The organism is Planomonospora antibiotica, assembly GCF_014647955.1.
Classification (GTDB): Bacteria; Actinomycetota; Actinomycetes; order Streptosporangiales; family Streptosporangiaceae; genus Planomonospora; species Planomonospora parontospora.
Map to the genome: position 1 here is coordinate 369928 of NZ_BMQE01000001.1, position 23178 is coordinate 393105.

Below are 23178 nucleotides of genomic sequence, written 5' to 3' on the forward strand. Positions count from 1 at the left end.
GCCGACCGCCTTTTGGTCTAGACCACTGGGCCGCTGTGGAGGCAGAATGCCATGCGTCGGCGTGGGAGATCCCCGCCGGTCGTGTCACCCCGCTTAGTCTGGCCTTATCACCTCGGAACCACCACCGGAGGATGCCATGCGTATTGGAGTGTTGACCGGGGGCGGCGACTGCCCCGGCCTGAACGCCGTTATCCGTGCCGTCGTGCGCAAGGGGGTGGGAGTCTACGACCACGAGTTCGTCGGATTCCGGGACGGCTGGCGCGGCCCGCTGGAGGGCGACACCATGCCGCTGGACATCCAGGCGGTGCGGGGCATCCTGCCCCGGGGCGGCACGATCCTCGGCTCCTCGCGGACCAATCCGATCAAGATCGAGGGCGGCGTCGAGAAGATCAAGGACAACCTCGCGCAGACCGGGGTGGACGCCCTGATCGCCATCGGCGGCGAGGACACGCTCGGCGTCGCCACGCAGCTCTTCGAGCGGGGCGTGAAGGTCGTCGGCGTGCCCAAGACGATCGACAACGACCTCAACGCCACCGACTACACCTTCGGCTTCGACACGGCCGTCAACATCGCGGTGGAGGCGATCGACCGGCTGCACACCACCGCCGAGTCCCACCACCGCGCGCTGATCTGCGAGGTCATGGGCCGCCACGCGGGCTGGATCGCGCTGCACGCCGGCATGGCCGCGGGCGCCAACGTCATCCTGATCCCGGAGAAGCCGTTCGACATCGACCGGGTCTGCGCCTACGTCGAGTCCCGCTTCAAGACCCGCTACGCGCCCATCATCGTGGTCGCCGAGGGCGCCCACCCCGTCGAGGGCCAGATGGCGCTGCAGGCGGGCGAGCTCGACGCCTTCGGCCACGTCCGGCTGGGCGGCATCGGCGAGACGCTCGCCAAGGAGATCGAGAAGCGCACGGGCAAGGAGGCCCGCACCACCGTGCTGGGCCACATCCAGCGGGGCGGCACGCCCACGGCCTTCGACCGGGTGCTCGCCACCCGCTTCGGCCTGCAGGCCATCGACGCGGTGCACGACGGCGAGTTCGGCGTCATGGTCGCCCTGCAGGGCACCGACATCGTCCGCGTCCCCCTGCAGGAGGGCACCAAGGAGCTGAAGACCGTCCCGCCCGGCCGCTACGAGGAGGCCGAGGTCTTCTTCGGCTGAGCCCGCGTCCCGGCGCCGGGGCCCGCCCGGGCCCGCGGCGCCGGCCGGGCCTCACCGTCCGGAGGGGTCGAACAGCGACGGATCCTCCGGGCGGGGGGCGGCCCCGGTCCGCGGGAGGGCGGGGAAGCCCTCGGTGACCCGGCCGTCCAGCCGGGCCATCACCTCGGCGTCCTCCCGCAGTTCCTGCTCGGAGGGGGACAGGACGACGCTCAGCAGCAGGCCCAGGGTGAGCAGGCCGACCAGCGCCAGCAGCGGCAGCAGGAAGTCGACGCCCTGCGCCCCGCCGACCGGGACCGGGGACGCCGTCGGCTGCACGTCCATGGCGAACATGCCGGTGTAGTGCATGCCGCAGACCGCGACGGCCATGATCAGCGCCGCGCCGCCGGTGGCCGGGACGCCGCGCACCCGCAGGGCGAACCAGAGCGCCACCGTGGAGGCGGCGATCGCGATCGCCACCGACGCGCCGACGAGCGCCGGGTCGTAGGAGACGTGCGCCGGCATGTTCATCGCGGCCATGCCGAGATAGTGCATGCCGGCCACGCCCAGCCCGGTGAGCAGGCCGCCGCCGAGGAGCGCCGCGGTCCTCCGCCCGCCGTACGAGACCATGAAGAGGCCCGCGCCGACCACGGCGACCGCCAGGACGGCCGAGCCGACCGTGAGGGGCACGTCGTAGCGGATCTGCGAGCCGTCGACGGAGAAGCCCATCATGGCGACGAAGTGCATCACCCAGATGCCGGTGCCGCCGATGGACAGCGCGCCGCCGATCAGCCAGCGCGCCCGTGCGGGGCCCTCGGCCGTCCGCGCCCTGGCGGTGAGCATGAGGCCGAGCATGCAGCCGACCCCCGACATGAGGTAGGCCAGTACGGGGGTCACCAGGCCGTGGGAGAAGTGGTCGACGTGAGACATGGTCCAGTTCTTTGCGAGAGGGAATTACCCCATTATTACCCTTAGTGGACATATGTGACGGTTGAGGGGCTCGGGTGTCGATGGGGATGGAAGTCCCGTTCTGGCGGACGGTCGCGGTCTTCCGCGTCGCCTCCCTCGGCTACGCGGCGCTTCTGCTCGTCCGCGCCGGAGGCTACGAGCACCCGGCGGCCGGCTGGAGTGTGATCGGAGTCATGGCCCTGTGGACCGTGGCGACGATCTTCGCCTACTCCGTCGAGGAGCTCCGCGGCCGGCCGCTGCTCGCCGCCGACATGCTCGTGACCGTCGGCTGCCTGCTGAGCACACCCGCGATCCAGGGCCCCCACCAGCAGGGCAGCATGCCGATCACCGCCACCTGGATGGGCGGCGCCGTACTGGCCTGGGGCGTGCACGGCGGACGCCGGGCCGGAGCCGCGGCCGCGGCGATCGTCTCGCTGGCCGACCTGTGGACGCGCGACGTGTTCGGCTCCGGCGCCGGGGACCTGCCGGTCAACGGGACCGTGCTGCTCTTCCTGGCGGGCGTGCTGGTCGGGCACGTCGCGCGGCTGGCCCGGCAGGCCGAGGCCCGCATGCAGCAGGCGATCGAGCTGGAGGCGGCGGGCCGGGAGCGTGAGCGGCTCGCCCGCGGCATCCACGACTCCGTGCTCCAGGTGCTCGCGCTGGTCCAGCGGCGCGGCCTGCGGCTCGGCGGGGAGGCGGCGGAGCTGGGCAGGCTCGCCGGAGAGCAGGAGGCCGCCCTGCGGGAACTGGTCAGGCTCCGCCCGGAGGCGCCCGCGGCGGGCACCGCCGACCTGGGCGTCCTGCTGCGGGCGTACTCCTCGGGCACGGTCACCGTCTCCACCCCGGCCACCCCGCTGACGCTGCCCGCGCGGACCGCCGAGGAGATGGCCGCGGCGGCGGGGGCGGCCCTGGACAACGTCGTACGGCACTGCGGGGCGAGGGCCCCCGCCTGGGTCTTCGCCGAGGACGACGGCGGGACGGTCACCGTGACGGTCCGCGACGAGGGGCCGGGCATCCCCGCCGGCCGCCTGGAGCAGGCCGAGGCCGAGGGCCGCCTCGGCGTCGCCCAGTCGATCCGGGGCCGGATCGCCGACCTGGGTGGGACGGTCACCATGGTGTCCGGCCCCGGACGCGGCACCGAGATCGAGATGTCCGTCCCGGTCAGCCCGTCGGTGAAGGACCGGCCGGAGCGGTGGGCGAGGGACTGACCGGCGCCCCGGGGGTGGGGTTGAGCGGAGAGGTCGGGGAGGGGGCCGCCGGGGCCGAGGGCCAGGGCGAGAGCGTGGTCCGCCACTCGGTGGCCGGCATCACCGGAACCTCCAGCCGGGCCGTCCCGGCCTGCTGGAAGCGCAGCTCCACGGGGACGAATCCGCCGACGGACAGCTGCCTGCTCGCTCCCGTCAGCAGGGCCATGGGCACCGGGCCGGTGCCGACGGGCTGCCGGACCGGCAGGTCGACGCCGCCGCCGGGTATATCGGCCCCCTGGAACACGCCCGGCGCGCTGATCGCGACGAGCCGGTCGGGGGCGGTCCGGTTGTTGATCAGGACCATGTGCAGCGGGGCCCCGGCACCGGAGGCCAGCGCCTTCCCGGCGGAGCCGCCCACGAGGATCACGTTCCTGATCGCGATGCCGTCCTGGAACCCGTTCCCGCCGTCGTTCGGGGCCATCTCCTCCTGGCCGATCTCCGGCGCGAGCCGTTCGTTGCCGCAGGAACAGGCGGTCAGGGCCAGCGCGGCCACCAGCAACATCCTGAAGCGTCTCGTCATGTCACTCCTCCCGGCTCGTCCGGATCCATCTCCGCCTTCCGTGGAGGGATATCCCGCCCGCGGGCCATTTTTTCGCCATCCGCCCGGCTTCCGGGGGCCCCGGCTCCACCGGTCCGGCGGGGCCGGGGCGGGACGGCGGTTCCGCGCGGTAATACGCTGGCCGGATGCGGGTGATGGTGGTGGACGACCACCCGATGTGGCGGGACGCGGTGGCGCGGGACCTGGCCGAGGCGGGATACGAGGTGGTGGCCGCGATCGGCGAGGGCCGGCAGGCGCTCCGGGTGGCCGCGGCCGTACGGCCCGAGGTGGTCGTGCTGGACCTGCAGCTGCCCGACCTGTCCGGGGTGGAGGTGGCCCGGGGGCTGGCGGCCGCGGACGCGCCGCCCCGGGTGCTGGTGCTGTCGGCCAGCGGCGAGCAGGACGACGTGCTGGAGGCGGTCAAGGCCGGCGCGTCCGGTTACCTGCTGAAGTCGTCGAGCCGTGAGGAGTTCCTCGAAGCCGTCCGGCGCACCGCCGACGGCGACGCGGTGTTCACCCCCGGGCTGGCCGGCCTGGTCCTGGGGGAGTACCGCCGGCTGGCCGCCCGGCCCGTTCCGGCGGAGGGGCCGCGCCTGACCGAGCGGGAGACCGAGGTGCTGCGCCTGGTGGCCAAGGGGCTGTCCTACCGGCAGATCGCCGAGCGGCTCGTGCTCTCCCACCGGACCGTGCAGAACCACGTCCAGAACACGCTGAACAAGCTCCAGCTCCACAACCGCGTCGAACTCGTCCGCTACGCCATCGAGCAGGGCCTCGACGGGTCGTAGGCGGGACTAAAGTGGCCCCGGCGCGGCGTTGCCTGTTGACGGCCGCCCGCGACACCCGGCGGTCGCCCCACGACCCTTCCCCCGACGCTCCACCGGAGGTTCCACCATGGCCGTGTCCGCACTGGGCGAGCCCTGCGTTCTGCTCAAGCTGGGCGAGGTCGTCCTGAAGGGAAACAACCGCGAGGTCTTCGAGCAGCGGTTGCAGGCCAACATCAAGGCGGCCCTGAAGGAGTTCGGCTTCAAGGTGGACGTGCGGCAGCGCCACGGCGTCATCGCGCTGTTCCTGCCGGAGGGGACGAGCGCCGAGACCGCCGACGCGGTCGCCGAGCGGGTCGCCTACGTGCCGGGCCTGGTCTGGATCCATCGGGCCTGGCGGGTCGCCAAGGACCCCGACGCCGTCTTCAAGGCCGCGATCGAGCTGCTCGCCGACCGCGAGGACGTCAAGCGCGGGGTCTCCTTCGCGGTGCGCTCCCGCCGCCGCGACAAGCGCTTCCCGCTGACCTCGATGCAGCTCGACCGCACGGTCGGCGGCGAGCTCAACGACATCTACGGCCTCCCGGTGGACCTGAAGAACCCCGAGCTGGTCGTCTCCATCGAGGTGGACCGCGACGAGGTCTTCGTGCACACCGACGGGCTGCCCGGCCAGGGCGGCCTGCCGGTCGGCACCAGCGGGCGCGGCCTGGTCCTGATGTCCGGCGGCATCGACTCCCCGGTCGCCGCCTACCGGATGATGCGCCGGGGCCTGAGAGTGGACTTCCTGCATTTCTCCGGCATCCCCTTCACCACCTCCGAGTCCATCTACAAGGCGTACGCGCTGGTGCGCGCGCTGGACAAGTTCCAGGGCAGGTCCCGCCTGTGGGTGGTGCCGTTCGGCAAGGCGCAGCAGTCCATCAAGGCCTCCGGCCAGGACCGCCTGGCGGTCATCGCCCAGCGCCGCCTGATGCTGAAGACCGCCGAGGAGGTCGCCCACCGCCTCCGCGCCGGGGCGCTGGTCACCGGCGACTCCCTGGGCCAGGTCTCCTCCCAGACCCTGCAGAACATCACCGCCCAGGACGACGCGGTCGACCTGCCGATCCTGCGCCCGCTGATCGGCCTCGACAAGACCGAGATCATGGCGGAGGCCCGCCGCATCGGCACCCTGGCGATCTCCGAGCTCCCGGACGAGGACTGCTGCACGCTGCTGGCGCCCCGGCGGGCCGAGACGGCGGCCAAGATCGCCGACCTGAAGCAGATCGAGAAGCGCCTCGACGCCGAGGAGCTCGCCGTGCAGCTGGCCGACTCCCTGCAGGAGTACAAGCTGGAGGGCTGAGGACCCCGCCCCCGCCGTCAGTCGACCTTGAAGGGGTCGTGCTCGGCCAGGAGCCTCTCCAGGCGGGCCTGGTCGACCCTGGAGGTGACCTCGGAGAGCTCCTGGCGGTCGCGCACGCACTTGGCCAGGGTGAAGGTCGAGGTCACGACGTAGAGGACGCCGATGGACAGGAAGGCGCGGACCCAGGTGTCCACCGGGAGGTAGGCCAGGCCGATGGCGACGGCTGAGACGGACACGCCGAAGGACAGGACCGCCTGGACGTAGAAGGCGCCGGTGTTCTTGGGCTGGATCGCTTTCGTCATGCCGTCCAGGATCCGGCCCCGGGAGGGGCGGCGCGTCCGTGCGGATACTCAGTCGTCCGTGAGTCGTCCGTCAGATCTAGCGAGGGGACTGCCGGGTTCACCCGGCAGGGGAGTCGCTTCCCTGTTACGGTGTTTTTGCTTGAAACGGGCAGGGCTTGTCCGTCGCCCACCTCGGCAGAGGAAAGCGAGAAGCCGCTCCCTTCAGGGAGCGGAGGAGTCACGAGTACGTGCGGCGGTCCGCGCCGCGAGGGGCGGAAGGCCCTTCGCGCGCAGGGCGAGGCCCCGTCCGCACCGGACGGGGCCTCGCCTGCGCGCCTTATGGAGAACCGGCGGTCTACCACAGACCGCCGTAGAGACCGCCTCCGGTGCCGGTGCACAGGTTGGTGCTGGCGGCACCCTGCGGGCCGGCGGCCGACTGGTTGGCGTTGTAGTAGGAGTTGCCGCCGTAGCCGCCGAAACCGAAGCCGCCGCCGCAGCCACCGGTCTGGTAGCCGCCGGCCAGGGCGGCGGAGGCGGCGGAGAGCACCAGCGTGGCCGCGGCGACACCGGTGAGTGCGATGCGAGACAAGGTCTTGCTCATGGAACTGGGTTTCCTTTCTCCGTCCGGCCCGTCGCGGACCGGAACTCGATCGTCTCCGGCTCCCTCCTGGCCGCCTCTCGGCGGGGACGGAGCCGGTCCCGGAACCTCAATACCCGCCACTCGCACTTTGAACACATATAGTTACTAATCAACTACTAATAGTGAACAAGTGCCGTGAGTGATGAAAAATCACCTCGTCTACGGATCGTCCACCGGGCCACTGAGCCGCCGGGCCACTGAGCCGCCGGGCCACTGAGCCGCCGGGCCGCCGGGCCGCCGGCCACCGGTCAGGCGGAGGCCAGGGCGTCGCCGACCGCGCTCTTGCCCAGCAGCGGCGGGAGCTGGCGCATCACCCGGGCGAGCTCCCGCAGGTCCCCGTTGACCAGGGCCTGGGGGCCGTCGCACAGAGCCTGCTCCGGGTGGGGGTGGACGTCGATGATCACACCGTCGGCGCCGACCGCGATGGCGGCGCGGGTGAGCGGCAGGACCAGGTCGCGGCGGCCGCCGGAGTGGGACGGGTCGACGATGACCGGCAGGTGGGAGAGGCGCTGGGCGACCGGGACGGCCGAGACGTCCAGGGTGTTGCGGGTGGCGGTCTCGAAGGTGCGGATCCCGCGCTCGCACAGCACGATGTCCAGGTTGCCGCGCTGGGCGATGTACTCGGCGGCCATCAGCCACTCCTCGATGGTGGCGTTCATGCCGCGCTTGAGCATGACGGGCTTGCCGACCCCGCCCACGGCCTGCAGCAGTGCGAAGTTCTGCGCGTTGCGGGTGCCGATCTGCAGCATGTCCGCGTAGGAGGCGACCAGGTCGACGTCGTGGGCGTCGACGACCTCGGTGACGATCGGCAGCCCGGTCGCCGCGCGCACGTCGGCGAGGATGCGCAGCCCCTCCTCGCCCAGGCCCTGGAAGGCGTAGGGGGAGGTGCGCGGCTTGTAGGCGCCGCCCCGCAGCAGGGTGGCCCCGGCGGCCTTGGCCATCTCGGCCGCCTCCAGGGTCTGCTGCGGGGTCTCCACCGCGCACGGGCCGGCGATCAGGGTCACGGTGCCGGGCCCGATCGGCACACCGCCGACGCGGACCGTGGAGCGTTCCGGATGGTTGTCGCGGCTGACCAGCTTGTACGGCGCGGTCACCCGCATCACGTCCGCCACCCCCCGCATGCCGCGCAGGTTCAGCGCACCGAACTGGGCGACGTCGCCGACCAGGCCGATGATCGTACGGTTCACCCCGCGGCTGACGAACGCGCTGCCGCCCGCCGCGGTGATGACCTCCACGATCGTCTCGATGTCTTCCCGGGTGGCCTCGGGGGCCATGACGATGACCATGTCTCTCCTTGTCGTGAGCGGCCGGGGTGAGCGGCCTGCGGGAAAACGAAAAGGCCCCGGGTCCGAAATCCGGACCCGGGGCCTTCGCGTTCGCCTGGCTGTCAGCGCAGCATCTGGAGGCGAACGGTCCGACCCACGGGTCCGTCGCCATACCAAAACCAGAACACGGTACGCATCGCCGGAATGCTAGCGCACCCGCCGCCTCGCGGGCGCTCCCGTCTCATCTGGCGGAACGCGCGGTCCCGCGGCGCGCGGCGTCCGGGCAAAGAGGGAGCCGCCCGTCCGCCGGGAAACGGGCGGTGGCAGGATTGCCCCCGTGCCAACGGGGAAACGGCGAGGGGAGTGATGGTGGATCGGACCCAGGATCCGCTGGAGGAGGACCGCCTGCCCCCCGGGCAGTACGTCCCCAGAGGGCGTCCGGTGATCCACTACGGCAGGGTGCCGGCCTTCCGCCCGGCGACGTGGGAGCTGCAGGTCATGGGGGCGACCGCGTCGGGCGAACCGCACCGCTTCTCCTGGGAGCGCTTCTCCGGACTGCCCCGCACGACGGTCCTGGCGGACTTCCACTGCGTCACCAAGTTCTCGATCATGGGCAACGAGTGGTCCGGGGTGTCCGCGGCCACGCTGCTGGAGATCGCCCCGCCCGCGCCCGCGGCCAGGCACGTGATGATCTGGGGCGAGTACGGCTACAGCGCCAACGTCAGGATGAGCGACTTCGCCCGGGAGCACACCCTGCTGGCGACGGAGCTGGACGGCAAGCCCCTCTCGCCGGAGCGCGGCCACCCGGTCCGGGCGGTCGTCCCGCACCTGTACGCGTGGAAGAGCGTCAAGTGGGTGCGCGCCGTGGAGTACCTCGTGGAGGACCGGCGCGGCTTCTGGGAGGAGCGCGGTTACCACAACATCGCCGACCCGTGGCGGGAGCAGCGCTACTCGTACCAGGAGGAGCCGGGCGAAGGCCCGCCCTGATCGGAGGCGGGACGGGCGCGGCGGGTGCGCCCCGCCGGCCCGGGGGCGCCGTCCACCCGGTCCGGGCGCGCCGGTGGGCGGGCGGACCCGGTCATCCGCAGCCCCGCGCCTCCTCCGGAACGGGGCCGGGGTCCCGCGCCTCCCGGGAACGCGGCCGGGATGACGCGTTGTAGCCGGATCTTTACCCGTTGCTCGCCGTATCGCTTGCGGTCCCGGTGCCCAGTGGGCAACGTGTGGGCCATGTTGCGCGTCTTGGCCGTCGACGACGAGATCCCCGCCCTGGCGGAGCTGGCCCGCCTGCTCCGCCAGGATCCCCGCATCGAGCACGTCTCCACCGCCTCCGGCGGCGTCCGGGCGCTGCAGGACATGGTCGCGATGATCGGCGCGGGGGAGCGGCTGGACGGCCTCTTCCTGGAGATCCGGATGGCCGGCCTCGACGGCCTGGACCTGGCCAGGCTCGTCGCCGGGTTCCCCCGGCCGCCCCGCCTGGTCTTCGTCACCGCCCACGAGGAGTGCGCCGTGCAGGCGTTCGACCTGGAGGCGGTGGACTACGTGCTCAAGCCGGTGCGCGCCGACCGGCTGGCGGAGGCCGTCCGGCGGCTGGAGGCCGCGCTGCCGGCGGCGGTGGCGCCCGCGCCGGGTCCGGAGGACGTCATCCCGGTCGAACTCGGCGGGCGGACCCGGTTCGTCCCCCGGCAGTCGGTCTGGTTCGCCGAGGCCCGGGGGGACTACGTGCGGCTGCACACCGTCGACGGCAGCTACCTGATCCGCATGTCGCTGGCCGCGCTGGAGCGGCGCTGGTCCGGTGCGGGGTTCATCCGCATCCACCGCAGCACGCTGGTGTCGGCGCGGCACGTCAAGGAGATGCGCTTCGACGGGGGCAGGGCCGTGCTCCAGGTCGGCACCGAGACGCTGCCGATCAGCCGCCGCCACACCCGGCAGGTCCGCGAGCAGCTGGTCCGCCAGTTCCAGGGCCGGCCTCCGGTCGCCGGGACATGAGCCGGTGATGGTGGGTGTGGAGTCTTCCGGCGGTGCGGAGGACCGTTCGTCGTAGCCCGATGACCGCTCGTCGTGTCGCCACTCTCCGTACGCCGATAACTACACACCGTTCAGCGCGCTGCCCCGAAAGCCGGTTTCCCCTGATCAGGCACCCCCATAGTGTTCCTGCATCGGAGAGTCGATCCGCCCGGCCAGGGGGGACGGAGCCGCAGGGCTCGCAGGATCTGGCGGGTGGAGTTCCGGGTGGGCGGCGGTGGACGGCCGCCCGGCCGCCGGACCCTGAAACCCGGGGGGGAGGGTCCGGCGGTCTCCGGTGTGAGGGGGACGCCCGCGACGGCTCGCGGGCCGAGGCGTGATCCGGCCCCACGGGGGCGGCCGGATCGCGGGCCGGGCGTCCGTCGCATCCCCGGCGGCGGGGTGTCCCGGCGCCGCCGGGGCGCGTGCCGCCGCCGGACCGCGGCGGGCGGGGCGCAGGGCGCCGCCGGACGGCAGAGGGCCCCGGACGGCAGCGGGCCGGGGCCCCGGAGCGACCGGGAGACGGCGCCGAGCGGCCGGGATCGCGGGCCGGGAGCCGTCAGAGCTCGTCGCGGAGCTTCTTCAGCAGCTCGATGTCCTCGCGGTGCTTGTCGGCGCCGCCGGGGGTCTCGATGCAGAGCGGGATCCCGGCGGCCGCCGGGTGGCGCATCAGCTCGGCGAACGCCGCGGCGCCGATGTGGCCCGCGCCGATGTTCTCGTGCCGGTCCTTCTTGGAACCGCACACGTCCTTGGAGTCGTTGGCGTGGATCAGCCGGAGCCGGCCCGGCGCGACCGCGTGCAGGCAGTCGAGGGTCTCCCGCACCCCCTCCGCGGTCGACAGGTCGTGGCCGGCGGCGAAGGCGTGGCAGGTGTCCAGGCAGATGCCGGCCTTGGGGTGCCAGTCGAGCGCCGCCAGGTAGGGCTCGAGCTCCTGGACGGTCGCGCAGAGCATCCCGCCCTGCCCGGCCATCGGCTCCAGCAGCAGGTCGGGGCCGTCGTCGGGGAGCTCCTCCAAGAGCGGGAGCAGGCGCTCGCGCAGCTGGCGCAGGGCCTCGTCGCGGGTCTGGCTCACCGCCGACCCGGTGTGCACGACCAGCCCCCTGGCGCCGATGGCCGCGCTGCGCTGCAGGCCGTGCCGTACGGTCGCCACCGACTTCTCCAGGGTGTCGGCGCTGGGCGTGCCGAGGTTGACGAGGTAGGGGGCGTGCACGAAGGTCACCGTGCCCGACGCGCGGAGCAGCTCGTCCTGGACCGGGTCGCCCGCGGCCAGGGCCCAGCCGCGGGGGTTGGTGACGAACACCTGGATCATCTCGGCGCCGATGTCCGCGGCGGACCGCAGTCCGCCCTTGGCCAGGCCTCCGGTGACGGAGACGTGCCCGCCGATGAGGGAGAGAGAAGTCATGATGCCGCCCAGTCTAGGCGCTGACCGCGACGGTTCCGGGAAGGGTGACAGGAGTGGACGGTCGCAGCGCGGGGGCGGATCCCCGGACGTGTCCGTTGGCAGCATCTGCCGCGGAGCCGGGCGCCTCTGGTCAGGATCCGCCGAAGAGGCGGGCCGGGGCCGGTGTGTGTACTGCTGCCATGCCGAACACGGGGCCGGACATGGAGCCGGACACGGAGCCGGAAACGGAGCCGGACATGGAGTCGGACACGGAGCCGGAAACGGAGCCGGACATGGAGTCGGACACGGAGCCGGAAACGGAGCCGGACATGGAGTCGGACACGGAGCCGGGTGCGGGGCCGGAAACGGGGCCGGGCACGGGGCCGGACGGAGGGTCCCCGGCGGGACTGGCCGGCTTCAACGCGCTCGGCGCCGCCGAGGCGGAGGCCGGGCTGCTGGCGTGCTGCGCCTCGCCGGCCTTCGCCCGCGCCGTCGCCGCGGGGCGCCCTTACCGGGACCTCGCCGGGCTGACCGCGGCGGCGGGCGCGGCCGTACGGGAGCTGGACTGGCCGCAGGTGCTCCGGGCGCTGGCCGCGCACCCGCGCATCGGCGAGCGCGCCGCCGGGGCCGGCCGGGAGTCCGCCTGGTCGCGCCGCGAGCAGTCCGGCACGGCCGGGGCCGGACGGGAGGTGCTCGACGCGCTCGCCGAGGGCAACCGCCGCTACGAGGAGCGCTTCGGCCACGTCTACCTGGTCTGCGCCACCGGCCTGTCGGCCGCGGAGCTGCTGGAGCGCCTGCGGGGGAGGCTGGCCTGCGACGAGGAGACCGAGCGCCGGACCGTCCGGGCCGAACTGGAGAAGATCACATTGCTGCGGCTGGTGAGACTGCTGGGGGAGGGGCCATGAGCCTGTCCACGCACGTGCTCGACGCGGCGGTCGGCCGCCCCGCCGAGGGCGTCGCCGTACGGCTGCTGGCGGACGACGGGACGCCGGTCGCGGAGGGGAGTACCGACGCCGACGGCCGGATCGAGGGATGGCGGCCGGGGCCGGGTGTGCACCGGCTGGTCTTCGACACCGGCGCCTACTTCGCCGCGCGCGGCACGGACTCCTTCTATCCGGAGGTGTGCGTCGCCTTCCGGGTCGGCGACCCGGACGAGCACTACCACGTGCCGCTGCTGCTGAGCCCGTTCGCCTACTCGACCTACAGGGGGAGCTAGCGTGCCCGTCGTCCTCGGCCCCAACCGCTACGGCAAGGCGGAGACCCGTCTGGTCCGCGTCACCCGCGACGGTGGCGTCCACCACCTCAAGGACCTCAACGTCAGCACGGCGCTCTCCGGCGACATGGAGGACGCCCACCTGACCGGGGACAACTCCGCGGTGCTGCCGACCGACACGCAGAAGAACACCGTCTACGCCTTCGCCCGCAGGCACGGGGTGGACCAGATCGAGGAGTTCGCGCTCCTGCTGGCCCGGCACCACGTCGGCTCCCAGCCGCCGATCCGGCACGCCCGGGTGGAGATCGAGGAGTACTCCTGGGACCGGATCACGCCCGCGGGCGACCCCGGAGACCGGCGGCACTCCTTCGTCCGCTCGGGCGCCGGGGTGCGCACCTGCGTCGTCCACCACGACGCCGACGGCCGCACCACCGTGGTCTCCGGCCTGGCGGACCTGACGGTCATGAACACGACCGGTTCGGAGTTCCACGGGTTCGCCCGCGACGAGTACACCACCCTGGCGCCCGCCACCGACCGGATCCTGGCCACCGCCGTGACGGCGCGCTGGCGGCACGCCTCGCCGGACCCGCCCCCCGGCGGCTCCTACGCGAAGTCCCACGCCGAGGTACGGCGCTGCCTGCTGGAGGCGTTCGCGCAGACGCACAGCCTCTCCCTCCAGCAGACCCTCTACGCGATGGGCAGGAGGGCGCTGGAGACCCGCCCGGAGATCTGCGAGGTACGGCTCGCGCTGCCCAACCGGCACCACTTCCCGGTGGACCTGGAGCCGTTCGGGCTGGACAACCCCGGAGAGGTCTTCTACGCCGCCGACCGCCCCTACGGGCTGATCGAGGGCGCGGTCCTGTCCGAGGGCGCCCCCGGCGCCGGCTTCGCGTGGGACTGACGGGTGACGGCGATGGACTTCCTGCGGCCCGGGAACTGGACGGAGGCGCTGGCCGCCAAGGCGGAGCGGCCGGAGGCGCTGCCCGTCCAGGGAGGCACCGACGTGATGGTCGAGATCAACTTCGCCGTCCGCCGCCCGGAGGCGCTCCTGGACCTGAACCGGGTCGCCGAGCTGGCCGCCTGGTCCGCCGAGGAGGACGGCCGGCTCCGGGTCGGCGCGGGCGTGCCGTACACGCGGCTGATCGACGAGCTCGGCGACCGGCTGCCGGGCCTGGCACAGGCCGCGCGGACGGTCGGCTCGCCGCAGATCCGCAACCGGGGCACCGTGGGCGGCAACCTGGGGGCGGCCTCCCCCGCCGGGGACGGCCACCCGCCGCTGCTGGCCGCGGACGCGGTCATCGAGGTCGAGTCCGCCGCCCGCGGCGTGCGGATGATCCCCGCGACGGAGTTCTACCTGGGCGTCAAGCGCAGCGCGCTGGAGCCCGACGAGCTGATCCGGGCGTTCTGGGCGCACCCGGCCACCGGACCCCAGTACTTCTCCAAGGTGGGCACCCGCAACGCGATGGTGATCGCGGTCTGCTCGTTCGCCCTGGTGCTCCGCCCCGGTGAGCGGCGGGTGGGCACCGGCGTCGGCTCGGCCGCCCCGACCCCCCGCCGGGCCGCCGCCGCCGAGGAGTTCCTGGCCGCCGAGCTCGACTGGGACGGGCCGCTCGACGAGGCCGTGCTCGTCCGCTTCGGAGAGCTGGTGGCCGGGGCCGCCGCCCCGATCGACGACGTGCGCGGCACCGCCGCCTACCGCCGGCACGCCCTGGCCGTGCTGGCCCGCCGTACCCTGACCTGGGCCTGGAACGACCTGCGGGCCGCGGGCCCCGAGAGGAGGACCGGCTGATGCGCGTCACCTTCACCGTGAACGGCCGCCGCCGGACGGCCGACGACGTCTGGGAGGGCGAGAGCCTGCTGTACGTCCTGCGCGAGCGCCTGGGCCTGCCCGGCTCCAAGAACGCCTGCGAGCAGGGCGAGTGCGGCTCCTGCACGGTCTACCTCGACGGCGTGACCGTCTGCGCCTGCCTGGTCGCGGCCGGCCAGGCCGAGGGCCGCGAGGTCCGCACCGTCGAGGGGCTCGCCGACGGCGACCGGCTCGACGAGGTCCAGCGGGCCTTCGTCGAGTGCGGCGCCGTCCAGTGCGGGTTCTGCACCCCCGGCCTCGTCGTCCAGGCGCACGACCTGATCGAGCGGACCGGGCGCCCCTCCGACCCCGAGATCCGCGAGGCCCTCGCCGGGAACCTGTGCCGGTGCACCGGCTACGAGAAGATCCTCGACGCGGTGCGGCTCGCCGCGGCCCGCAGGGCGGGGCGCGGGGAGGCCCGCCGGTGAGCCCGGCGGCGGCTCCCGCGCCCGGCGGCACGGGCGTGAGCCGGAGCACGGGCGCGGGCCGGAGCGCGGGCGTGAGCCGGAGCACGGGTGCGGGCGCGGGCGCGGGCGGAGGCCCGCGCGGGGGCACCGTCCTGATCGAGAACGCGTACATCGCCCCGGTGGCCGGCGAGGAGATCCCCCGGGGGTACATCAGGATCGACGGCGACCGGATCACGGCCCTCGGCCCCGGCCCGGCCCCGGCGATGAGCGCCACGCAGGGGGTGCAGTGGATCGACGGGACCGGCTGCCTGGCCACCCCGGGCCTGGTCAACACCCATCACCACCTCTACCAGTGGGCCAGCCAGGGACTCGCCCAGGACGCCACGCTCTTCGAATGGCTGGTGGCGCTGTACCCCGTCTGGGCGGCGATGGACGCCGAGGTCGTGCACGGCGCGGCGGGCGCCGGCCTGGGCTTCCTCGCCCTGTCCGGCTGCACCACCTCCTCCGACCACCACTACGTCTTCCCGAAGGGCCGCGGCGACCTGCTCGCCGCGGAGATCGAGGCGGTCCGCGAGGTGGGCGTGCGCTTCCACCCCGCGCGCGGCTCGATGGACCGGGGCCGCTCGGCGGGCGGGCTGCCGCCGGACAGCGTGGTCGAACGGCTCGACGACATCCTCGCGGCCACGGCCGAGGCGATCGACGCCCACCACGACCCGTCCTTCTCGTCGAAGCTGCGCATCGCGGTCGCGCCCTGCTCGCCGTTCTCCGTCAGCGCCGACCTGATGACCGAGGCCGCCGCGCTGGCCCGCGACAAGGGCGTGCGGCTGCACACCCACCTGGCCGAGACCCTGGACGAGGAGGAGCACTGCCTGGCGCAGCTGGGGCTGCGCCCGGTCGGCTACATGGAGAGGCTCGGCTGGCTCGGCCCGGACGTGTGGGTCGCCCACGCGGTGCACCTCAGCGACGCCGACATCGACGTCCTCGCGCAGACCGGCACCGGCTCGGCGCACTGCCCCAGCTCCAACGGCCGCCTCGGCGCGGGCATCGCGCGGGTGGCGGACATGCTCCGGCGCGGCGCCGTCGTCGGCCTCGGCGTGGACGGCAGCGCCTCCGCCGAGCTGACCTCGATGTCCGGCGAGATGCGCCAGACCCTGCTCCTGCAGCGGGCGCGGTACGGTCCCGCGGCGCTGACCGCCCGCCAGGCCCTGGAGATCGCCACCCTCGGCGGCGCGCGCAACCTCGGCCGCGAGGCCGAGATCGGCTCGCTGGAGCCGGGCAAGCTCGCCGACGTCGCGCTCTGGCGGACGGACACCCCCTTCGCCTCGGCCGTGACCGACCCGGTCGCCGCCCTCGTCCTCGGCACCCGGCAGCCGCCGCTGGCCCGGCTGCTGGTGGGCGGGGAGACGGTCGTGGCGGACGACGAGCTGCGCACCGTGGCCCAGGACGAGCTCGGCAGGGCGGGAGGCGCCGCCCACCGCCGCCTCATGCGTCTGGCGGAGGAGCAGGGGCTCGCAACCGCCGGGGAGGTCGGACCTTTGCCGGGACAAATGTGATGATGGTGCTCCACATCACCGGATCCGGGCGTGCGGCCCTGCCCGCTCGCACCGGGCAGGGCCGCACGCCCTGTGATTCTCCACCAGGGAGCAAGGTTGTCTGAGCCGTCGGGGCACATCGTCATCGCCCCGGACAAGTTCAAGGGATCGCTGACCGGAGCCGAGGTCGCCGCCCGCGTCGCGGCGGGTCTGCGCCGGTCCGACCCGGATGTCGCCGTGGTCGCGCTGCCGGTGGCCGACGGCGGCGACGGGACCGTCGACGCCGTCGTGGCCTGCGGGTTCGAGCGGGTGGAGGTCCGGGTGACCGGGCCGGTCGGCGAGCCGGTCCGCGCCGCCTACGCCTGGCACCCCTCCGGCACGCCGGACGGGTCCGATCCGTCCGGGCCGGGGGTGCCGACGGCGGTGATCGAGCTGGCCGAGGCCTCCGGCCTCCGGCGCCTGCCGCCCGCCGAGGCGCCTGCCGTGATCCCGGCCGAGGCGCCCGCCGGGACGTCCTCCGGGCAGACGCCGGGATCACCCGGGCCGGGGGGCCCGGCCGCGCACGGCGGGGTCAGGCTCGCCCCGCTCACCGCGACCAGCCGCGGCACCGGCGAGCTCATCGCGCACGCCGTACGGCGCGGCGCCCGCCGGATCGTCCTCGGCCTGGGCGGCAGCGCCTGCACCGACGGCGGCGCCGGGATGATGGCGGCGCTCGGCGTGCGCTTCCTGGACGCGGACGGCCGGGAACTGCCACCCGGCGGAGCCGCCCTGCGGGACCTGGCGCGGATCGACACCTCCGGGCTCGTGCCGCTGGACGGCGTGGAGTTCGTGGTGGCCTGCGACGTGGACAACCCGCTGCTCGGCCCGTACGGCGCCGCCGCCGTCTACGCGCCGCAGAAGGGCGCCACCGGCGAGGAGGTGAGGCTGCTGGAGGCCGCGCTGGCCCGCCTGGCCGCCGTCGCCGCGCACACCCACGGCCTGACCGGCGCGATCGAGCACGACGGCGTCGTCCGGCCGATGGGCGTCGCCGCGCAGCCGGGGGCCGGGGCCGCCGGAGGCGTGGGCTTCGCCGCCGTCGCCTTCCTGCGGGCCGACATCCGCCCCGGCATCGAGTACCTGCTCGACCTGCTCGGCTTCCAGCGAGCCCTCCCCGGGGCCCGTCTGGTGGTCACCGGGGAGGGCTCGCTGGACGAGCAGACCCTGCGCGGCAAGGCGCCGGCCGGGGTCGCCGCCGCCGCGGGACTGGAAGGAGTCCCGGTCGTCGCGGTCTGCGGCCGCCGCGCCCTCGGCGACGAGGAGCTGCGCAAGGCCGGCATCCGGGCGGCCTACGCCCTCACGGACGTCGAGCCCGACCCCGAGCGCTGCATGGCCGAGGCGGGCCCGCTGCTCGAACGCCTCACCGCCGAGCTGGCCGCCGACTGGCTCTGACCGCCCCTACCCACCCCGAACCGACCTCCGCCGACTCACCCAGACCGCCCGGACATGGGCGAACCGCCTGAACAGCCCGGACAGGATCGGCTCACCCCAAACCGACCGGCCCACCCGGGCCGCCCGGTCCGGGTGGGCCGGTCGGTCCGGGCCGGTCCGCTCGACCGCTCCGCCCCCGGGACCCGCTGGAGGACACCCGTGCACGATCTGGTCATCACCTCCCGCCGGGCGGTGCTGCCCGACGGGGAGCGGCCCGCGGCGGTGGCGGTACGGGACGGCGGGATCACCGGGGTGCACGACCCCGGCGCCGCCCCGGAGGCGGCCGAGCGGGTCGACCTGGGAGACGTCGCGCTGCTGCCGGGACTCGTCGACACCCACGTGCACGTCAACGAGCCCGGCCGCACGCACTGGGAGGGTTTCGCCACCGCCACCCGGGCCGCCGCCGCGGGCGGCGTGACCACGATCGTGGACATGCCGCTCAACTCGCTGCCGCCCACCGTGGACCCGGCCGCGCTGGCCGCCAAGCGGCGGGCCGCGGCCGGGCGGTGCGCGGTCGACGTCGGCTTCTGGGGCGGAGCGGTTCCCGGCAACCTCGGCCGGCTGCGCCCCCTGCACGAGGCCGGGGTCCGCGGCTTCAAGTGCTTCCTGTCCCCGTCGGGGGTGGAGGAGTTCCCGCCGCTGGACGCCGCCGGGCTCCGGGCCGCGCTGGCGGAGGCCGCCTCCTTCGGCGGCCTGGTGATCGTGCACGCGGAGGCCCCGGAGCTGCTCACCGAGCCCGCCGGGCCCGCCTACCCGGAGTTCCTCGCCTCCCGGCCGGGCGAGGCCGAGCGCCGCGCGGTCGAGCTGGTGATCCGGATGGCGCGGGAGACCGGCGCGCGGGCGCACATCCTGCACGTGTCGTCCGCGCTCTGCCTGGAGCCGCTGGCCCGGGCCCGGCGGGCCGGGATCGGGATCACCGCCGAGACCTGCCCGCATTACCTCACCCTGGCCGCGGAGCAGGTGCCGGAGGGCGACACCGCGTTCAAGTGCTGCCCGCCGATCCGCTCCGAGGACAACCGGGACGCGCTCTGGAGGGGTCTGGCCGACGGGGTGCTGGACTGCGTCGTCTCCGACCACTCGCCCTCTCCCCCCGGCCTGAAGGTGCCCGACTTCGCCGCCGCCTGGGGCGGGATCTCCTCCCTGCAGCTGGGGCTCGCGGCGGTGTGGACCGAGGCGTCCCGGCGCGGCCACGGCCTGGGCGACGTGGTCCGCTGGATGGCCCGCAACCCCGCGGCCCTGGCCGGACTGGACGGCAAGGGCGCCATCGCCGCGGGGGCCGACGCCGACCTGGTCGCCTTCGACCCCGGTGCGAGCCGCACCGTGGACGCCCCGGCCCTGCACCACCGGCACCCGGTCACGCCGTACCACGGCAGGACGCTCCGGGGGGTCGTCCGCGCCACCTGGCTGCGCGGCCGGATCGCGGGCGGGGCACCCCTGGGCAGGCTCCTGTGACCGGCTGGCCGGATCGGGGCGCGCACCTCCGCCGGCCGCCCCGTCCACGGCGGCCTCGCGCCGGGACCGCACGCCCCCACCGGCCGCCGCGGCACACCCGCACCGGAAAGGCTCTCCCGTGAAGGCGTTCACCTCGCTGCCCGACCTGGCCCTGCGCACCCACGGAGGTTCGGTCGTCGCGGCCAGTGACGAGTCCTTCGCCGAGAAGGAGAGCCTGATCCGCCCCGGGCGCCCCGCCTTCCAGCCGCACACCTTCGGCGCCAAGGGGCAGGTCTACGACGGCTGGGAGACCCGCCGCCGCCGCGAGCCGGGCCACGACTGGGCGCTGGTCCGGCTCGGCCTGCCCGGCGTGATCCGCGGCATCGTGATCGACACCGCGTGGTTCACCGGCAACCACCCGCCCTACGCGTCGGTGGAGGCCGCCTCGGTGGAGGGGTATCCCACGGTCGCCGAGCTCCGGGCCGCCGAGTGGACGGAGATCGTTCCGAGGAGCGCCCTGACGGGTGACGCCGAGCACCTCTTCGAGGTCGCCGACGGGCACCGCCGTACGTACGTCCGGCTGAACGCGTTCCCCGACGGCGGCATCGCCCGCCTGCGCGTGCACGGGGAGGCCCGGCCCGATCTGTCGGTCTACGACGGCCTCGGCCTCGACCTGGCCGCCCTGGAGAACGGCGGGCTGGTCACCGGCTGCTCCGACGGGTTCTACTCCTCGCCCGGCAACGTCATCGCCCCCGGCTCGGCCCGCAACCAGGCCGAGGGCTGGGAGACCCGCCGCCGCCGCGACGGGGGCAACGACTGGCTGGTCATCCGCCTGGCGGGCGCCGGAGTCGTGAGACTCGCCGAGATCGACACCACCAACCTGGTGTTCAACGCCCCCGGCTGGGTCTCGCTCACCGGGATGGCGGACGGACGGGAGTTCGAGCTGCTGCCCCGGACCCGCCTGCAGCCCGACACACGGCACCGCTTCCGCCTGGACGGCGCCGCGGCCGCCACCCACGTCAGGGTCGACGTCTACCCCGACGGGGGCCTCGCCCGCGTCCGACTGCACGGCCTCCTCAGCCGCTGAGCCGCCGCGGCGCACCGGGCGGCCGGCGCGGCATGAGGGACGGCCCGTGCGGGGCGGAAAGACCGGTCGCGGTTCGGCATCATGGATCGCGGTCGCGCGCTCCGCCCGTCAGGATGAGGACATGGCGGATCGGCGTACGTCCTGGCGGAGAGGCGCGCTGCTCGCGGTCGCGGCGCTCCTGGGAGTCGCGGTGGCGGTGGCCGCGAACCAGATCCTCGACGACGGTGTGTGGGACTGGCGCTGGGGCCTGGCCGCGGTCGCGCTGTCGGCGGCCGCGCTCCTGGCCGGGCAGCGGCTCACCGGCGCGCCCGCCGTACCGGAGACCGGTCCACCCGCGGCGGGGCCGCGGGGACGGCCGGAGCCCGCGGCCACCGCTGAGCGGCCCGAGGCGCCGGCGCCTCCCGCGCGTGCCTACGGCGGTGACCACGTCGACTTCTCCGGCGGCACCTTCAACGGCCCCGTCACCGGCAAGTCCGTCACCGGTCCCGCCTCCGCGGCCGATCCGCGGGGAGGATCCGATGCGCGCGGCTGACGGCGACCACGTCGACTTCTCCGGCGGCACCTTCAACGGCGAGGTCATCGGCAAGAACGTCGGGAGAGAAGAGCACCACCACCATTACCCGCGGCCCGAGCCCGCGCCCGGTCGGATCGTCGAGGGCGACGACATCCCGGGGCCGCCCCCCGCCTTCCAGCCGCGCGAGGACCTCCTGGCTCGCGTGCACGCCGCCCACGCCGGAGTGAGGGGAGCGGCGGCGGTCTGCGCGGTGATCGGTGCCCCCGGAGTCGGGAAGACCCTGCTGGCCGCCTCCTACGCCTGGGACCGCCAGGCGGCCGGCTGGCCGCTGATCATCTGGATCTCGGCCGAGACCGAAGACCGGATCCTGGCCGGACTGGACGCCCTGGCCACCCGGCTGGGCGTGCGCGGCGCCGACGACGACGCCGCCACCGCCGCGCGCAGAGCCAGGGCATGGCTGGCCGCCTGCACCGAGCCGGGACTGGTGGTGTTCGACAACGCCGCCGACGTGGCACTGGTACGGCGCTGGTGCCCGGCCACCGGCGCCGTCCGGGTGCTCGTCACCTCCCGCAACCGCGCCTTCGGCCGACACTGCGCCACGGTCGAGGTCGAGGTCTTCACCCCCGGTCAGGCGCGGGCGTACCTGGCCGAGCGCACCGGCCGGGACGACGCGGACGGCGCCGCCGAGCTCGCCGCCGAGCTCGGCCACCTGCCGCTGGCACTGGCCCAGGCGGCGTCGTTCGTCTCCCGCCGCCACCTCACGTATGCGGGCTACCTGCAGAGGCTTCGGTCGTTCCCGCTGGAGCAGCACCTGCGCAGCCGGGCCGAAGACGCCTACCCGGCCGGCACCGCGCAGGCGATCCTGCTGTCGGTGGCCCAGGCCGAAGGCTCCGTCGAGGGCGCCAGGGAGACACTGGAGACGCTGGCGGTGCTGTCGCCGGCGGGCATCCCCCGCACCCTGCTGCACGCCGCGGCGAACCCGGCGGGCACGCCTTCCGGCTCCGCCGGGGAGACGGCCGGGGAGCGGCTCGACGAGATCCTGGCCGATCTGGCCGACGCCGCTCTGATCGGCTTCAGCGCGGACGGCTCAGCGGTTCTCATGCACCGCCTGGTCCAGCGCGTCCTGCGCGAGCGCGCCCACCACGATGACCGGCTCCGGCGAGCCGTCGACGACGCCACGGGCCTGCTGGAGGCGTTCGCCTCCTCGGTCCCGTACGGCGCCGCGGTCTGGGGCGCCCGCGCCGAGGTGGAGACCCTGCACGAGCACATCGACGTCCTGTACGCCGTCGCCCGGTCCGCAGGCCTGCTGACCCCCGCCCTGATGGGCCGGCGCGGCGAGTGCGGCATCCGCCTGGCCGAGCTCGCCGACTTCGCCCGGGCCCTTCCCCTGCTGCGGGACCTGCTGGGCGACTACGAGCGGGTGCTGGGTGACGGCCATCCCGACACCGTGATCGGCCGTTACTTCCTGGCCGAGGCCTGCCGGGCGGCGGGCCGTCTGGCCGAGGCCGTCCCGCTGTACGAACGCACCTGGGCCGACGGCGAACGGGTCCTGGGACCGGACCACCCCTACGCCCTGGCCAACCGCTACGGCCTGGCCGAGGCCTACCGGGCGGCGGGCCGTCTGGCCGAGGCCGTCCCGCTGCACGAACGCACCTGGGCGGATCGTGCCCGCCTCCTGGGCGGGGCCCACCGGGAGACCTTGACCAGCGCTGACAAGGTGGCCAGCGTCTACGAGGAGACCGGTCGCCTGGACGATGCCCTCCTGCTGTACCGGGCCGTTCTGGACGTCCGCGAACGGACCTTCGGCCCCGATGACCCGGACACGCTGGTCAGCCGCAACAACCTGGCCAACGCCTACCGGGAGGCGGGCCGTCCGGAGGAGGCGATCTCCCTGTGCCAGGACGTCCTGGCCACCCGTGAGCGGGTCCTCGGCCCCGAGCACCCCCATACGCTGATCAGCCGGAGCAATCTGGCCGGCGCCTATCTGGCGGCGGGCCGTCCGGACGACGCCGTCCTCCTGCACGAACGTGTCCTGGAGGTCCGCGAGCGGGTGCTGGGCCCGGAGCACCCCCGGACGCTGGTCAGCCGGAGCAATCTGGCCGAGGCCCGTCGGGCGGCGGGCCTCGCATGACGCCGCCCGGCCGTCGT

Annotated in this window: 23 protein-coding genes; 17 read left to right on the top strand and 6 right to left on the bottom strand. The window is 74.4% G+C overall.

Features of this window, described 5'->3' with window-relative positions; genetic code table 11:
* Nucleotides 1-136: 136 nt before the first annotated feature.
* Complete coding sequence (locus IEZ06_RS01690) at nucleotides 137-1162, top strand: 6-phosphofructokinase (protein ID WP_189234845.1); 1026 nt, start codon at nucleotides 137-139, stop codon at nucleotides 1160-1162.
* Between the two features lie 51 nt (nucleotides 1163-1213).
* On the opposite strand, the gene IEZ06_RS01695 is transcribed toward IEZ06_RS01690, so the two are convergent.
* Complete coding sequence (locus IEZ06_RS01695) at nucleotides 1214-2068, bottom strand: MHYT domain-containing protein (RefSeq protein ID WP_189234846.1); 855 nt, start codon at nucleotides 2066-2068, stop codon at nucleotides 1214-1216.
* An 80-nt stretch (nucleotides 2069-2148) separates the two neighbouring features.
* On the opposite strand from IEZ06_RS01695, the gene macS reads away from it, so the two are divergent.
* Nucleotides 2149-3294, top strand: coding sequence for a MacS family sensor histidine kinase (gene macS, locus IEZ06_RS01700; protein WP_189234847.1), 1146 nt, complete (start codon nucleotides 2149-2151; stop codon nucleotides 3292-3294).
* On the opposite strand, the gene IEZ06_RS01705 is transcribed toward macS, so the two are convergent.
* Nucleotides 3248-3853: a hypothetical protein gene (locus IEZ06_RS01705; protein ID WP_189234848.1), complete on the bottom strand. Its 606-nt coding sequence runs from the start codon at nucleotides 3851-3853 to the stop codon at nucleotides 3248-3250. The genes macS and IEZ06_RS01705 overlap by 47 nt on opposite strands.
* Nucleotides 3854-4026: 173 nt before the next feature.
* Between IEZ06_RS01705 and IEZ06_RS01710 the strand changes: the two genes are divergently transcribed.
* Entirely contained in the window at nucleotides 4027-4656 is a 630-nt protein-coding gene (locus IEZ06_RS01710; RefSeq protein WP_203871709.1) for a response regulator, read from the top strand.
* Nucleotides 4657-4762: 106 nt separating this feature from the next.
* Nucleotides 4763-5965 carry a tRNA uracil 4-sulfurtransferase ThiI gene (thiI, locus tag IEZ06_RS01715; RefSeq protein WP_189234850.1) on the top strand — a complete coding sequence of 401 codons (1203 nt, stop codon included), beginning with the start codon at nucleotides 4763-4765 and terminating at the stop codon, nucleotides 5963-5965.
* Nucleotides 5966-5982: 17 nt separating this feature from the next.
* On the opposite strand, the gene IEZ06_RS01720 is transcribed toward thiI, so the two are convergent.
* From IEZ06_RS01720 to aroF, 3 genes are all read right to left on the bottom strand, one after another.
* Nucleotides 5983-6267, bottom strand: coding sequence for a YiaA/YiaB family inner membrane protein (locus IEZ06_RS01720; RefSeq protein ID WP_189234851.1), 285 nt, complete (start codon nucleotides 6265-6267; stop codon nucleotides 5983-5985).
* A 334-nt stretch (nucleotides 6268-6601) separates the two neighbouring features.
* A complete protein-coding gene (locus tag IEZ06_RS01725) occupies nucleotides 6602-6847 on the bottom strand; it encodes a hypothetical protein (RefSeq protein ID WP_189234852.1) in 246 nt (81 codons plus the stop codon).
* Between the two features lie 287 nt (nucleotides 6848-7134).
* A complete protein-coding gene (gene aroF, locus IEZ06_RS01730; protein WP_189234853.1) occupies nucleotides 7135-8172 on the bottom strand; it encodes a 3-deoxy-7-phosphoheptulonate synthase in 1038 nt (345 codons plus the stop codon).
* Nucleotides 8173-8517: 345 nt separating this feature from the next.
* Here aroF and IEZ06_RS01735 point away from each other — a divergent pair, with 345 nt between their 5' ends.
* Entirely contained in the window at nucleotides 8518-9138 is a 621-nt protein-coding gene (locus tag IEZ06_RS01735) for a sulfite oxidase-like oxidoreductase (RefSeq protein ID WP_189234854.1), read from the top strand.
* 240 nt (nucleotides 9139-9378) lie between these two features.
* Nucleotides 9379-10137: a LytR/AlgR family response regulator transcription factor gene (locus IEZ06_RS01740; RefSeq protein ID WP_189234855.1), complete on the top strand. Its 759-nt coding sequence runs from the start codon at nucleotides 9379-9381 to the stop codon at nucleotides 10135-10137.
* 574 nt (nucleotides 10138-10711) lie between these two features.
* Here the strand turns inward: IEZ06_RS01740 and IEZ06_RS01745 are convergent.
* Nucleotides 10712-11554 carry a deoxyribonuclease IV gene (locus IEZ06_RS01745; RefSeq protein ID WP_189234856.1) on the bottom strand — a complete coding sequence of 281 codons (843 nt, stop codon included), beginning with the start codon at nucleotides 11552-11554 and terminating at the stop codon, nucleotides 10712-10714.
* Nucleotides 11555-11862: 308 nt separating this feature from the next.
* Here IEZ06_RS01745 and uraD point away from each other — a divergent pair, with 308 nt between their 5' ends.
* The 11 genes from uraD (at nucleotide 11863) to IEZ06_RS01800 (ending at nucleotide 23161) form a co-directional block, all read left to right on the top strand.
* Entirely contained in the window at nucleotides 11863-12438 is a 576-nt protein-coding gene (uraD, locus tag IEZ06_RS01750) for a 2-oxo-4-hydroxy-4-carboxy-5-ureidoimidazoline decarboxylase (protein WP_189234857.1), read from the top strand.
* Nucleotides 12435-12749, top strand: coding sequence for a hydroxyisourate hydrolase (gene uraH, locus IEZ06_RS01755; protein WP_189234858.1), 315 nt, complete (start codon nucleotides 12435-12437; stop codon nucleotides 12747-12749). Before uraD ends, uraH begins: the two co-directional genes overlap by 4 nt.
* Nucleotide 12750: 1 nt before the next feature.
* Nucleotides 12751-13647, top strand: coding sequence for a factor-independent urate hydroxylase (gene pucL, locus IEZ06_RS01760; RefSeq protein WP_189234859.1), 897 nt, complete (start codon nucleotides 12751-12753; stop codon nucleotides 13645-13647).
* A gap of 12 nt (nucleotides 13648-13659) precedes the next feature.
* Complete coding sequence (locus tag IEZ06_RS01765; RefSeq protein ID WP_189234911.1) at nucleotides 13660-14535, top strand: FAD binding domain-containing protein; 876 nt, start codon at nucleotides 13660-13662, stop codon at nucleotides 14533-14535.
* Nucleotides 14535-15020 (top strand): (2Fe-2S)-binding protein, encoded by a 486-nt coding sequence (locus tag IEZ06_RS01770; protein ID WP_189234860.1) that lies wholly within the window; start codon nucleotides 14535-14537, stop codon nucleotides 15018-15020. The genes IEZ06_RS01765 and IEZ06_RS01770 overlap by 1 nt, the downstream gene beginning before the upstream one ends.
* A 71-nt stretch (nucleotides 15021-15091) precedes the next feature.
* Nucleotides 15092-16552 (top strand): 8-oxoguanine deaminase, encoded by a 1461-nt coding sequence (locus tag IEZ06_RS01775; protein ID WP_229797700.1) that lies wholly within the window; start codon nucleotides 15092-15094, stop codon nucleotides 16550-16552.
* Between the two features lie 96 nt (nucleotides 16553-16648).
* Nucleotides 16649-17959: a glycerate kinase gene (locus tag IEZ06_RS01780; RefSeq protein ID WP_203871706.1), complete on the top strand. Its 1311-nt coding sequence runs from the start codon at nucleotides 16649-16651 to the stop codon at nucleotides 17957-17959.
* Nucleotides 17960-18157: 198 nt separating this feature from the next.
* Nucleotides 18158-19450 (top strand): allantoinase AllB, encoded by a 1293-nt coding sequence (gene allB, locus IEZ06_RS01785; protein WP_229797701.1) that lies wholly within the window; start codon nucleotides 18158-18160, stop codon nucleotides 19448-19450.
* A gap of 118 nt (nucleotides 19451-19568) precedes the next feature.
* Nucleotides 19569-20516, top strand: a complete 948-nt coding sequence (gene alc, locus IEZ06_RS01790; RefSeq protein ID WP_189234862.1) for an allantoicase — start codon at nucleotides 19569-19571, stop codon at nucleotides 20514-20516.
* 121 nt (nucleotides 20517-20637) lie between these two features.
* The gene (locus tag IEZ06_RS01795) at nucleotides 20638-21048 is read left to right on the top strand and encodes a hypothetical protein (protein ID WP_189234863.1); all 411 of its coding nucleotides are present in this window, start codon (nucleotides 20638-20640) and stop codon (nucleotides 21046-21048) included.
* The gene (locus tag IEZ06_RS01800) at nucleotides 21035-23161 is read left to right on the top strand and encodes a tetratricopeptide repeat protein (RefSeq protein ID WP_189234864.1); all 2127 of its coding nucleotides are present in this window, start codon (nucleotides 21035-21037) and stop codon (nucleotides 23159-23161) included. The genes IEZ06_RS01795 and IEZ06_RS01800 overlap by 14 nt, the downstream gene beginning before the upstream one ends.
* Nucleotides 23162-23178: the final 17 nt, after the last annotated feature.